Source organism: Synechococcus sp. MW101C3 (genome assembly GCF_002252635.1).
Taxonomy (GTDB): Bacteria; Cyanobacteriota; Cyanobacteriia; order PCC-6307; family Cyanobiaceae; genus MW101C3.
The window spans coordinates 124980-137205 of the sequence record NZ_NQKX01000001.1; the positions used below are offsets into that span (position 1 = coordinate 124980).

Here is a 12226-nt window from a genome sequence, read left to right on the forward strand (position 1 = left end):
GATGCGCAAACTACTCAATCACAGAGGCCATCGCCCAAGCCATGGCCCTTCATCTGCAGCACAGGGATCCGCCATCGTGGAGGTGTTGGTTTTCACCGTGATGATCACGATTGTGTTGGTCTCCACGGGTGCCATCTTCAACGGCATCAGCCGCAGAACCGTTTCCACGCGGCAGCAGGTGGTGATGCAATCGAGAATCGACGACAACCTGCGTGAAATCAAGACATTGGCCCGTCGCTACACCTGCTGTTCTGGTGTTTGCACCACGACCTCCCCCACCACCTTTGGGGTGATCTCGGGAGTGACCCAGCCCTGTGCCACCAACAATCCTTTGGATGATCGTTACTACTTCCCTCAGGTTGATCTCGCTTCCACCACCGCAAACTTTCCGAATACCACTACCCCTTCTGAACCCATCGCTGTGGAGCAGCTCTGTGCGGCGAACAACAACACAGCCTTCTTGACCCCGTTTCAAACGGCGGTGAACGCTCTGCCGCAGCCTGCTAACGCCACCCGCACCACATCCATCCAACCCGAGCGCATCTTGCGGGTTACCTTTACAGATAACAACCTCAACAACCGCGTTGTTCGTGTTGAAAACATCATCCCCCAGATGGCGTATTTCTGCCCATGAAGTTCAACGTTGCTGGTTCCCACCGTAAATCCCGCAGGCAGGCCTTTACGCTCGCCGAGCTGATGATCACCGTGGCAGTGATCGGTGTGATCGCCTTGGGTGGTGTGTATGCCTCCTCCCAGGTGATCGCCCGCCGGGATTTTGCCAACACAGCCGCCGCAGAGTTGGTTGGCTGGTTGGAGGCCATTTCTGCACGCTCGGGATCCGTTGGGCCCTGCCGCGTGCAATTCACAACGGGCAATGCGCTAGAACCAGGAGCCACGTTTGCTTCCCTACAGACCAGCGATGCCAGGTGCACCCCAGAGCCGAACCTGAGGCTTCCCTCCGTCTACGGCAATCGCGTCTACGACGTTGCCGTTACCTACACTCCCGTAGGCACAACATCGTTAGCCTTCACTTCCAGGGGTGGGGTTGTGGCCGGCAATGTGGAAGCCACCGTGAAGATCGCTGTGAGCAATCAATTGCCCTTGCGTTGTGTAAGGATTTCATTCGGCTCGATCAGCACCGGCATCAACAACGCCACAGGCAATGTAGCTCAAACCTGCACCGTTTGGGAGCGCACATGATCAGATCTGCAGCTGCCAAACCCAGGCACGCGAATGGCTTCACCCTGGTTGAACTGCTGATCGGAGGGGTGCTTTCCATCCTGGCGATGGGATCGGTGGCCTTCCTCGCTGTCCAACAGATCCGCATCGCTGACAACGTCTATGCCTCCTCCACCATCGATCGCAGCTTCAGGCGCGTATCCGATCTGTTGAAAGTGGAGGTGGGTGAAGCCTGCCTTCTGCGCGGCGGGGCCAATCCACGCACAACGGCCACCCTGCCCGATACCCCCTGCAAACCTCAGAATCCTTCTGTGTGCGCGCCTGCTGCGGCCGCTGCGGATCTCCGTCTGCTGGTTCCGGTTCAGGCCCCAGGCTCTAACGCCATCACCTACACCGTGATCAGGTATTACCGCACCGGAACCGAGTTGCTTCGCGATGGCCCCCAGGTGGGAGCCAATGGCCTGCTAACGGCAACAGCCGCCACTGGCAGCCGGGTTCTTACCAACGTTTCCGCTTTCTCAGCCACCGTTTCAGCTGACTGCACCTGGGTGAGGTTGAACGTAGGGCTCACCGTGCCGGGTTCTGCAAACGTGGTCACACGCACGCTCGATCTCTATTCTGGAGCCTCCCTGAGCATTCACTGAATTGGCTCAAGCTGGCTGGGATCACGGCTATCACTCCTCAAGTTCTTATACGAGTGTGTTTTACCGTGAGCTAACGCCAAGTTGGCTTGATTTTGCAGCCTTGCTCAAGGGCCACTTGCCGCCCAGAGAATCTGAAGGTGAGCCCTTCGTTTTTCTCGATCTAGGTTGCGGCACAGGATTCTCCCTGGTGGTGCTGGCCTCGCTTTATCCAGAAGGCCGCTTTTTTGGGGTGGATTTTCATCCTGATCATGTGGCCCACGGCCTGGATCTGGCCCGCCGCGCCGGGCTGAAGAACGTGGAGATCATCGAAGCTGATTTTCTGGGCTTGGCTGCTCCAGGTGCGCTCCTTCCTTGGTCTGTTGGAGGCTGCCATTACGTGGTAGCCCATGGCATCGCCACCTGGGTCACCGAGCCCGTTCAACAGGCCCTGCTGGCTGTGGCGGCCGCTTCTTTGCGTTCTGGCGGGTTGTTTTATTGCTCTTACAACACCTATCCCGGCTGGCTGGCAAGGAGCAGTTTTCAGCAGCTTCTTACGCTCGAGGTTCCTGCAGCGCACCAGGGGGGCAAAGGGCTCCACTTCCATGCAGCAGCGCGCGTGCTCACCCAACTGCTTGGCGATGAATCGCAACCTTCCCAGTTAGGCGCCTCGTATCCAAACCTGAGAAGAGAGCTGCAATCCGTTGAGTTTGCACCTGTCGACTATCTCTTTGGTGAGTATGCCAATGCGGGTTGGTCTCCGCTGTATTTCACGCAGATGAGTGCGCGGTGCAAGCAGCACAAGTTGTCTTTTCTGGGTTCGGCCACCTATTCCGAATCGTTCATTGAACTGCTGCCAGCTCCGATGCGCGAGGTGGTGATGAAGGAGCCAAGAACAGAGGCCCGTGAATTGCTGGCTGATCTCGCCACCAATAAGGCATTCCGCAGGGATCTCTTCACCAAGGGCCATGTTCGGCTCACGCCACAGGAATGGAGCCAGCGCCTCGGCACGCTGTCGTTTCGTCTGCTGCAGCCGCCGGAGGGGTGGTTGACGCACCCGCTGGAGGCCCTGCGCTTCAGAGCCTGCTTTGGCGAGATCCAGGGAGATCCGCAGGCTTACGGACCCGTTCTCTCCGCTCTCTCGGCTTCACCGGCATCGATTGAGTCCCTCTTGCCCATCTGCCAGCAACCACACGGTGAGCTCGTCGTGATGCTTTCGCTCTTGCTTGAGGCCGGAGCCATCGGCTTCGAGCGTGGGCCCGCCGGTGCCAAGGCTGCTGCGCAGGTTCAGCGCCTCAATCTGTTGCTGCTGGGTCGCATGCAGGAGGGGCGTTCCTACACGCAGCTGGCCTTGCCCGCCGTGGGTTCCGCCGTTCCCTTTTCCGTGCTGGAGGCCTTGATCTACCGGGCCCAGCGCGAACAGCTTCAGGAGCCCATGCTCAGCAGCTGTGTGCTCCTGGGGCTCAAGGATCTCGATGTGCAGTTGCTTGGCCGTGATCATCAGGTGGTTGTGGAAACACCCGCTCAGATCGCGAGGATCCAAGAGATCGCTGCCGTGGTGATGGGCAGCAAAGTGCCCCTGCTCCAGCGTTTGGGTGGCCTGCCAACCGCGCCGCTCACGGCTTCCCGATCCACTCGGAGCCGAAGTAAGGCACCAACGCGTAAGGAATCCTGACGCTGCCGTCGCTCTGCTGTCCCGCCTCCAGGAGCGCGGCCATGGTGCGTCCCACGGCCAGGCCGCTGCCATTGAGGGTGTGCAGCAGGCGCGTGTGCTTGCCCTCCCGGTAGCGGATCGAGGCGCGGCGCGCCTGGAAATCACCGCAGGTGCTGCAGCTGGAAATTTCGCGGTAGGTGCCGGCTCCCGCCAGCCACACTTCCAGGTCGTAGGTGCGGGCGGCCGAAAAGCCCAGATCGCCACTGCACAGTTCCAGGCGCCGGTAAGGCAGCTCCAGCGCTTCCAGAATCGCCTCGGCATCCCGGGTGAGCTGCTCGTGGGCCTGCTCTGATTGCTCGGGCAGGCAAAACCAGTAGAGCTCCACCTTGTTGAACTGGTGCAGGCGGATCAGTCCACGCGTGTCGCGGCCGTAGGAGCCGGCCTCCCGGCGGAAGCAGGGGGTGTAAGCCGCATACTTCAGCGGCAACTGCTCGGCGTTGATCACCTCGCTGCGATGCAGGGAGGTGATGGGCACTTCAGCTGTGGGAGTGAGCCAGAGGTCGTCCTCTGCGCAGCGGAAGCTTTCCTCGGCGAACTTCGGCAGCTGGCCGGAGCCGGTGAGGCTGGCCGTGTTCACCAGGATCGGCGGCAACACTTCGGTGTAACCCCTGGAGGAGTGGCGATCCAGCATGAAGCTGATCAGCGCCCGCTCCAGCCGCGCACCCTGGCCCATCAGAGTCACAAAGCGGCTCTGGGCAATCCGCACCGAGCGTTCGGTGTCAACGATGCCGAGCCGTTCGGCAATCTGCCAGTGCTCTTCGAGCTGCTCTCCCTCGGCGGCCAGCCGCGGGGTGCCCCAGCGCTTCACCTCCACGTTGTCGGCCTCGCTGCAGCCCGTTGGGCAGAGGGGCGAGGGCAGGTTGGGCAGCACCATCAGCTGCTGCATCAACTGCGCTTCGAGGCCCTTCTCCTGCTCCTCGATCTCCCCCACCCGCTGCTTGATCTGCGCGCCCTGCTGGCGCAGCTCCTTCACCTCCGCGCCGCCGGGGGCGGCGCCGGCCTTGATCAGCTCTCCCACCTCACGGCCGATGCGGTTGCCGTCTGCTTGCAGCTCACTGCGTTGCTGTTCCAGATCACGCGTTTCAAGGGCGAGCTGGTGGCAGCCATCGAGATCAGCCACCGCGCCCCGGCGGCTAAGGCCTTCGGCGATCTGCGCAGGGTTGTCGCGCAGGAGGCGCTGATCCAGCACGGCGGGGATTGCAGATGGGGCGCAGGTTAGTTCTGCGCGGTCCCCCGCTCAGAGCACCTGCACCACTTCGCTCACCTCGGGAATCGATTCGCGCAGCTTGCGCTCGATGCCCATCTTGAGCGTCATGGTGCTGCTGGGGCAGGAGCCGCAGGCGCCCTGCAGGCGCACCTTCACGATCGGCCCGTCGATTTCCACGATTTCCACGTTGCCGCCATCGGCCATCAGGTAAGGGCGCAGCTCATCGAGCACACGCTCCACGTTCTCGACCGTGAGGGCTCGGGGATCGGCGGCTGGGGCCTCAGCGGTGGGGGCGGTGGTTTCGCTGGACATGGATCGGGTTCGAGGATGCGATCAGCTTAGGCAGGGCAGCCGAAGGCAGGGCTGTTCGGCACGGCCGGCGTGGTGTCCCGGCGACGCAGGGACCGCTTTCTAAGATTCGGACACTTCCTCTGAACGGGCTGACCCGCTGCGATGACCGACGTTCCCGTTCAGCGGATCCGCAACTTCTGCATCATTGCCCACATCGACCACGGCAAATCCACCCTGGCCGACCGCCTGCTGCAGGAAACCGGAACGGTGGCGGAGCGCGACATGCAGGCCCAGTTCCTCGACAACATGGAGCTGGAGCGGGAACGGGGCATCACGATCAAGCTGCAGGCGGCGCGGATGGAGTTCCGTGCGGCCGATGGCGAGCTCTACATCCTCAACCTGATCGACACGCCGGGGCACGTCGACTTCTCCTACGAGGTGAGCCGCAGCCTGCAGGCCTGCGAAGGGGCCCTGCTGGTGGTGGATGCCAGCCAGGGGGTGGAGGCCCAGACCCTGGCCAACGTGTACCTGGCCCTGGAGAACGATCTCGAGATCATCCCGGTGCTCAACAAGATCGACCTGCCCGGCGCCGATCCCGCCCGGATCAAGGAGGAGATCGAGGCGATCATCGGCCTCGACACCTCCAAGGCGATCGACTGCTCCGCGAAGACCGGCCTGGGAGTGCCCGACATCCTGCAGGCGGTGGTGGACCGGGTGCCGGCGCCGGCCGACCGGGTGAGCGAGCCGCTGCGGGCGTTGATCTTCGACTCCTACTACGACCCCTACCGGGGCGTGATCGTGTACTTCCGGGTGATCAGCGGCGTGATCGCCCGCAAGGACAAGGTGCTGCTGATGGCCAGCGGCAAGACGGTGGAGCTCGATGAGGTGGGCGTGATGGCGCCCGACCAGCGGCAGGTGGACAGCCTCCACGCCGGCGAGGTGGGCTACATGGCGGCCTCGATCAAGGCGGTGGCCGATGCGCGCGTGGGCGACACGATCACCCTGGCGGCCAATCCAGCCGCCGAGCCGCTGCCTGGCTATGCCGAGGCCAAGCCGATGGTGTTCTGCGGCCTCTTCCCCACCGATGCCGATCAATACCCGGATCTGCGGGAAGCGCTCGACAAGCTGCAGCTCTCCGATGCGGCCTTGAAGTACGAGCCGGAAACCAGCAGCGCCATGGGCTTCGGTTTCCGCTGCGGCTTTCTGGGGCTGCTGCACATGGAGATCGTGCAGGAGCGCCTCGAGCGCGAATACGACCTCGACCTGATCGTGACGGCGCCCTCGGTGATCTATCAGGTGAACATGGTGGACGGCAGTGTTCAGATGGTGGACAATCCCGCCACCCTGCCGGATCCGCAGAAACGGGAATCGATCGAGGAGCCCTACGTGAAGCTGGAGATTTACACCCCCAACAGCTTCAACGGCGCCCTGATGGAGCTGTGCCAGGAGCGGCGCGGTGAGTTCATCGACATGAAGTACATCACCACCGATCGGGTCACCCTGCACTACGAAATGCCGCTGGCTGAGGTGGTGACGGATTTCTTCGATGTGATGAAGAGCCGCACCAAGGGCTACGCCTCGATGGAATACAGCCTGATCGGCTACCGCAAGAACGAGCTGGTGCGCCTCGATGTGCTGATCAACAGTGAGAAGGCCGATCCGCTCACCACGATCGTGCACCGCGACAAGGCCTACAACGTGGGCAAGGGGCTGGTGGAGAAGCTCAAGGAGCTGATTCCACGCCAGCAGTTCAAGATTCCGATCCAGGCCTCGATCGGTAGCCGCATCATTGCCAGCGAAAGCATCAGCGCCATCCGCAAGGATGTGCTGGCCAAGTGCTACGGCGGTGACATCTCTCGCAAGAAGAAGCTGCTCAAGAAGCAGGCCAAGGGCAAGAAACGCATGAAGGCGATGGGCCGCGTGGACGTGCCCCAGGAGGCCTTCATGGCGGTGCTCAAGCTCAATCAGTAGCTCAGGTCATCACCCCGAGGCGGCGCAGCATCGGCAGCACGGTGGTCTGAAGATCCGCGGCCAGCTTCTGGAAGGCCTCCAGCTGGGCGGCAGGATCTTCCAGAAGCTGGCCTTTGGCATCCTTGATATCAGCGGCGCCCATGGAGGCCAGGCCCGCCTGCACGCACATCGCGAGCAATTCTCCTTCCATGCCTTGCTCCAGGCCTTGGGTCGCCATGGCCTGGATGGTGGTGAAGCTCACGGCGTTGCCGAGCAGCGGGCTTGCAAGGTTGGCGAGCTGGGCGCCTTCCAGCATCAGTTCAATCACCGCCACATTGAACGGCTGGCAGCTGGCGCGGGCGGCCTCGCAGGCGGCCCCTCGGTGCAGGCCGATGCGGTTGGCATGCAGCAGCAGTGTCACCACTCGGATGGCTTCCTCTGGCGGCAGGTTGGTGCTTGTTGCGAGGTCTTCCAGACTGCAGGGGCCAGCTTCGGTCAGGCGCGCCTCCATGCCGGCGCAGGAGGCATGGCTGGCGGTGAGGGTGCCGAAGCTGGTGGTGAAGGTGTAGTCGTCCATGGGAGGCGCGGCCTGCAGCGTCAAGAACAAGCGGCCAAGGGCCTGGTGGCGCTGGGCCCGGTTGAGGTGGAGCTGGCCGTTCACGAAGATGTCACGGCGGAAGGATTTGTTGCTGCCCAGATCCAGAAGCGTTTCGCGCACCAGCGGATCCTGCTCGGCCTTCACCACGGCCTGAAGCGGCGCGGGCAGTAGATCGTCGAACAGTTCCGGCAGGGTGGCGCTGGCCAGGGGCCGCAGCTTGTGCGCCATCAGGCGCTGATGCATGTCGGCCACATAGAGCGGTTGCCAGCCGTCGTTGGCGTACTCGTGGGGGAGATAACGCTGATCCTGTTTGATCGCTTGCTCCACTTCCGCCCGCAAAGTGGGCAAGGCCATTCCCAGAACAGCGGGGTCGTTTGCCGGGCCCACCAGGGCGAGTAGGCGTTGGCTAGCACGTTGCATCGCGCCCTTCGCATCGCAGCCAGCCCCCTGCTTGAGCTCCACTTTGAGTAACTGATGGAAGGCTAGGCGTGGTAACCAGCCAGGAAAGGTGTTGTAGGAGCAATAGAACAGGCCGCCGGGCCGCAGTGCCGCCGCCGCCACTGCGAACAGTGCCTGCTGCACCGGTTCGATCACCCAGGTGGCGATGCCATGGGCGGCCACATAGTGGAACTGGGCCGCTCCCCCTGGGGTGGTGGCTGCCGTAGCGGGGGGGCGCAGCGCGGAGGGATCGCGCTGGAGATCAAGGAAATCGGTTTCCAGGAAGGTGATGTTGGCGAGCCCCAGGCGGCGGGCCAACCACTGGCCGTGGGCGATGTGATCGGGCAGGAAATCCACGCCGGTGAACTCCCCTTCGGGATAGAGCGCCGCCAGGATGCAGAGCCCAAAGCCCATGCCGCAACCGAGATCCAGATAGCTGAAGGGTTCGCCCTCCACGGAGCGGGGCGGGCGGTGCCCTTTCACGAGCGCAGCGAAATCGAGCCAGTTCGGCGCCATCTCCCGGTAGTAGCCGATGGTGTAGTAATCACTGGAGTAGTAGCCCTGATCCCAGCCCATTCGGTGGCGCCCGGTTGCGTGATTGTTGGGTAGCGGGCGAAGCCTACCGGGTGTTTCCTGCGCTGCCGGGGAGCAAATCAGCCACGGCCGGGAACACTCCCAGGGTCGTGATCATCCATGCCCATGGAGCCGAGGAGAACACGCTGCGGCAGACGGCAACTGACGCTGCAACGGGCCCAGCGGCGCGCACCCTCGCAGGGCTTTCTGATGCCGTTCAGCTTTGCCGCCTCGTTGGTGCTGCTGCTCAGCGGTCTGTCGGTGCAGACGGCTGCGCTGCAGGCGCGGGCAAGGCTGGAGGCCGACCTCAAGCGCGACCGGGCCGAAGATGCCCTGGCTTCCGCCGCCCAGCAGGTGGTGGCCCAGCTCAGCGGGCCGTTTGCCTGCCTGCTCCACCTGCCCTCGGAGCGCTGGTCGGGGCAGGTGTGCGCTGAAGGTGTCACAACCTCTGCGCTCGTGGCCGGATCGGTGGCGGGGCTGTCCTATCGGGTGGTGGCCTGGAAACCCGCCGCTGCTGCGGAGCCCGCCCAGCTGCTGCTGCAGCTCGTCGGCGAGCAGGGTGCCGATGGCCTGCAACGTCGTTTTGCCGTGAGCCTGGCCGAGGAGGCCGGCGCGGCTCCGATCAGCGCCGTGCGGGGCATGGGGCTGTGACGCTCACCGAAGCGATCATGGCTGTGGCGGTGTTCAGCCTTTCTGCCACCAGCTCGGTGCGGCTATGGGGCTCCAGTGCCGTCTGGAGCCAGGCCGCCGCCGCACGCGAGGCCTTGGCCAGCGGCATCGAGGCGGATCTGCTGCGACGCACCCACCACCTGCGGGCGAGCGTGGCGCGCGACCAGCCCGCTCCCGCCTCTTGCGAAGTGGCGGCGGCATGGATGGTCTCCCGCCTGGCGAGCGGCGCCTCATCCCTGCCGCAGGGCGTGCGCAAGCAGCTGGAGCTGGTTCCGGATGGCGGTGCCGTGTGGCTGATCTACACCGCTGCCGAGGGGCAGTTGGAACGGCGGCGGTTGTTCAGTGCCGCAGCCCATGGCCTTTGCCCGGTGGTTCCCGAGCTGCCAGCGATGACGGATCTGGAGGTGGGGGCATGACCCCGCAACGGCCGCAGGGGGGGACACGGTGCTGGAGGGGGTGATCACGGCGCTGATCCTCGCTCTGCTGGCGGCGCTGGCCCTGCGCGACAGCGGCGAAACGCTGGCCCGCCAGCGGCTGGAGGCGGCGACCCGGCGGATCGCCCTGGCGATCGAGCACGGCCGGGCGGCTGCTGAGGCCAGCGGCCAACCCTGTGCTCTGGAGCTGGGCGAGCTGGGCTGGCAGGCGCCCACGGGGGGCGAGCTGCCCGGTTGCGCGCAGCCGATCACGGGCCTCGATGACGGTGGGCAAGCGGCCGGTGTGGAGCTGAGCCACAACCTGCCCGCCGCCCTGCGCTTCAGCAGCACCGGGCTGGTGCTCGATGGGGGAACGGTGGTGCTGAGCAGCGAGGGCACGGAGTTGCGTCGCTGCCTGGTGATTGCCCTTCCCCTGGGGTTCGTGCGCCTTGGCCGTTATGTGGGCCCGGGCCAGGCCCCTCCCGACAGTGCCGCCTGCGGCCCCGACCCCACGCTTTGAGCCCAATGACGCTGCGTTTGACTCTCTCCTGCGCCCGCCGCCCTGCCGCGACGCGCAGGGGGTTCGGGCTGGTGGAGATGCTGCTGGCGATGACCCTGGGCCTGGGCTTCTGCGGGGTGGTGATCCAGGCCCTGGTGGGAGAAGGGCGCCATGCCCAGCAGTTCACCCGTGCCCTGCGCGAACGCGGCAACCAACAGCGGGCGCTGGCGTTGATCCGCAGCGACCTCGTGCGGGCCCTCTCGGTTGCCGACGACCCTGCCAAGGGCACCAGCCGTTGTGGCCTGGCTGGACGTACCGCAGTGTTGCGTCTGCACACGCCCGAGGGCACGATTGATTACAGCGTGGGAGCCGCGCCGAGTGGCATCTGGCAGGGGCGGGTGCTGGTGCGCTGCGGACCCGCCTATGGCCTCCATGGCCAGGTGAACCCCGGCAGCGTGTTCCAGAGCCGAGTGGTGCTCGACCGTCTTGCTGCTGAAGCCACGCCATGGAAGGGATGCGCCGCCCTGCTGGGGAGACCGGCGGCGCCAGCCGGGGGCCTCCATCCCCACGACCTTGCCGGTTCTTCGCGGTTGCCGTTCTCTGCCTGCCTGGATCGCGAGAGCGAGGTGGTTGGCCTGCGGCTGGAGCAGAGCTTTCCGGGCGGAGCGGGGCGCAGCGAGCAGCGCCTGAGCACGGAGGCGGCGGCCGGAGCGGGGTGATTGATCTAATGTTGCGGTATTAATAGCCGGCAATGCTGTGGGAGGAGACAGCAACAATCCTCTCCACAGCGAGTCTGCTGGCGAGGGGCTTTCCGACCAGGTGCCACCTCCCCAGCCAGAGGGGTATCTCCCGTCTGACCGCGCCAATGTGCGCCGCGTCTTGCCGGAGCCATTGAGCGCCATCATCAGCTTCCCGTCCCTGGAGGGCCAGCCCTGGTTCAACGTGGATGTGCTGGATTTGAGCGAAGGTGGCCTGCGCCTTCAGATCGCCCTGCCTCCTGGCCTCAACCTCGAGAAAGGCCAAGAGGGCGTTATCAGCCTGATCCTTCGGCGTTCAGACCCACCGTGCATTTCCAATTTCACAGTGCGCTGGGTCGAGATCAATTCGCTGATCTCGGTGGCAGGTGTGGCCTTTGAGCAGCCGTTGACCCTGCCGGTCTTGCCCTCAGGGGGCAGCGGCGAAGCGATCCCTGCGGCGAAGCTCTCTGAGCAAACACCCTGAGCCCCGGCCGGGTTCATGGGCCACTCGCTTCAGCGGCAACCCGTAGCTGCATCGGGAATCAGGTTCACCACCCTTGACATCATGGTGACGCCGTCCACCGAGACCGTATAGGTCCACTGCAGTCGGTTGAGGTCGGTGTCGGAGACGGTGGGGCCCGTGCGGGTGAGGGAAACACCCGGCGGGGCGGTGGGCGGCTCCGGGAAGGCAGCAATCATGCGTTCCGCCATGCCCCCGTCCGGGCAGGCGTCGCGCTGGTTTTCGGCCGCTGCAAGGGCGGCGCTGCGGCAGGCGCCAGGGGTACCGCCGGGAATGGCCGCCTCGCCACACTCCTCGCCACAGCAGCTGAAGCGACTGTTGAGCTCGCGGATCAAGGCCAGATCCTGAGCGATGAGGCGCTCCAGCTCATCAGCGTTGTCTATGGGGCGACCAGAGCGGTTGTTCGCCATCAACGTGACGGTGGTGCCGCTGACCACGATGGTGATCAGAATGGCTGCCAGCAGAAACTCCATCAGGCTGAAGCCTTCGTTGGCGGTGTCCGCTCCATGACCTGCCGCGTCAATGAGCCGCTGGCGCCGCATCCTCAGGAGCCGCAACCGCAGGAGGTCTGTGGTCATACCGGGCCGAAACGTATGAACCTGAAAGATCGGGAAGAAAGGCGGCAGGAGGGGAGCAGAGATTGGAAATAGCTGAGAGTTGGGCATTGAATGGCTAAGCCCTCCTCAACATAAGCGCGAAAACTTGGTGATGTGTTCAGCTTGATGTGTTCCGGACACGCAAGCCATCGTGCGCTGATGACGTTGTCGGGCCGGCTTGGATGCCACCAGAATCCTGGCGTCTTCCTTGCTGAGCGCCAT

At 64.2% G+C, this 12226-nt stretch carries 14 protein-coding genes; 10 read left to right on the top strand and 4 right to left on the bottom strand.

The genetic code is table 11. The annotated features are described in order from the left end of the window. Nucleotide 1 precedes the first annotated feature (1 nt). The 4 genes from CJZ80_RS00575 to CJZ80_RS00590 are packed head-to-tail and all read left to right on the top strand — an operon-like array spanning nucleotide 2 to nucleotide 3474. Nucleotides 2-634 (top strand): hypothetical protein, encoded by a 633-nt coding sequence (locus CJZ80_RS00575; protein WP_144036861.1) that lies wholly within the window; start codon nucleotides 2-4, stop codon nucleotides 632-634. After that, complete coding sequence (locus CJZ80_RS00580; RefSeq protein WP_094510156.1) at nucleotides 631-1200, top strand: Tfp pilus assembly protein FimT/FimU; 570 nt, start codon at nucleotides 631-633, stop codon at nucleotides 1198-1200. The genes CJZ80_RS00575 and CJZ80_RS00580 overlap by 4 nt, the downstream gene beginning before the upstream one ends. Then, nucleotides 1197-1823 (top strand): hypothetical protein, encoded by a 627-nt coding sequence (locus CJZ80_RS00585; protein ID WP_094510157.1) that lies wholly within the window; start codon nucleotides 1197-1199, stop codon nucleotides 1821-1823. Before CJZ80_RS00580 ends, CJZ80_RS00585 begins: the two co-directional genes overlap by 4 nt. A gap of 1 nt (nucleotide 1824) precedes the next feature. Then, nucleotides 1825-3474 (top strand): class I SAM-dependent methyltransferase, encoded by a 1650-nt coding sequence (locus CJZ80_RS00590; RefSeq protein ID WP_094510158.1) that lies wholly within the window; start codon nucleotides 1825-1827, stop codon nucleotides 3472-3474. Here the strand turns inward: CJZ80_RS00590 and serS are convergent. Both serS and CJZ80_RS00600 read right to left on the bottom strand, forming a co-directional pair. After that, nucleotides 3416-4702 (bottom strand): serine--tRNA ligase, encoded by a 1287-nt coding sequence (gene serS, locus CJZ80_RS00595; RefSeq protein WP_094510159.1) that lies wholly within the window; start codon nucleotides 4700-4702, stop codon nucleotides 3416-3418. The two genes, CJZ80_RS00590 and serS, sit on opposite strands and share 59 nt — an antisense overlap. Before the next feature lie 48 nt (nucleotides 4703-4750). Then, a complete protein-coding gene (locus tag CJZ80_RS00600; protein WP_094510160.1) occupies nucleotides 4751-5032 on the bottom strand; it encodes a NifU family protein in 282 nt (93 codons plus the stop codon). 141 nt (nucleotides 5033-5173) lie between these two features. On the opposite strand from CJZ80_RS00600, the gene lepA reads away from it, so the two are divergent. Next, nucleotides 5174-6982: a translation elongation factor 4 gene (gene lepA, locus CJZ80_RS00605; protein ID WP_094510161.1), complete on the top strand. Its 1809-nt coding sequence runs from the start codon at nucleotides 5174-5176 to the stop codon at nucleotides 6980-6982. Nucleotide 6983: 1 nt separating this feature from the next. Here the strand turns inward: lepA and CJZ80_RS00610 are convergent, their stop codons facing one another. Continuing rightward, the gene (locus CJZ80_RS00610) at nucleotides 6984-8573 is read right to left on the bottom strand and encodes a methyltransferase regulatory domain-containing protein (RefSeq protein WP_094510162.1); all 1590 of its coding nucleotides are present in this window, start codon (nucleotides 8571-8573) and stop codon (nucleotides 6984-6986) included. Nucleotides 8574-8780: 207 nt separating this feature from the next. Here CJZ80_RS00610 and CJZ80_RS00615 point away from each other — a divergent pair, with 207 nt between their 5' ends. From CJZ80_RS00615 to CJZ80_RS00635, 5 genes are all read left to right on the top strand, one after another. Beyond that, on the top strand, nucleotides 8781-9221 hold the full coding sequence (locus CJZ80_RS00615) for a hypothetical protein (RefSeq protein WP_094510163.1): 441 nt from the start codon (nucleotides 8781-8783) through the stop codon (nucleotides 9219-9221). After that, nucleotides 9218-9655 carry a hypothetical protein gene (locus CJZ80_RS00620; protein WP_094510164.1) on the top strand — a complete coding sequence of 146 codons (438 nt, stop codon included), beginning with the start codon at nucleotides 9218-9220 and terminating at the stop codon, nucleotides 9653-9655. The genes CJZ80_RS00615 and CJZ80_RS00620 overlap by 4 nt, the downstream gene beginning before the upstream one ends. 40 nt (nucleotides 9656-9695) lie before the next feature. Then, on the top strand, nucleotides 9696-10172 hold the full coding sequence (locus CJZ80_RS00625; RefSeq protein ID WP_233132677.1) for a GspH/FimT family protein: 477 nt from the start codon (nucleotides 9696-9698) through the stop codon (nucleotides 10170-10172). A gap of 5 nt (nucleotides 10173-10177) precedes the next feature. Beyond that, nucleotides 10178-10870: a hypothetical protein gene (locus tag CJZ80_RS00630; RefSeq protein ID WP_144036862.1), complete on the top strand. Its 693-nt coding sequence runs from the start codon at nucleotides 10178-10180 to the stop codon at nucleotides 10868-10870. A gap of 148 nt (nucleotides 10871-11018) precedes the next feature. Then, nucleotides 11019-11372 carry a PilZ domain-containing protein gene (locus CJZ80_RS00635; protein WP_233132678.1) on the top strand — a complete coding sequence of 118 codons (354 nt, stop codon included), beginning with the start codon at nucleotides 11019-11021 and terminating at the stop codon, nucleotides 11370-11372. Between the two features lie 29 nt (nucleotides 11373-11401). On the opposite strand, the gene CJZ80_RS00640 is transcribed toward CJZ80_RS00635, so the two are convergent. After that, nucleotides 11402-11986, bottom strand: coding sequence for a hypothetical protein (locus CJZ80_RS00640; protein WP_094510168.1), 585 nt, complete (start codon nucleotides 11984-11986; stop codon nucleotides 11402-11404). Nucleotides 11987-12226 lie beyond the last annotated feature (240 nt).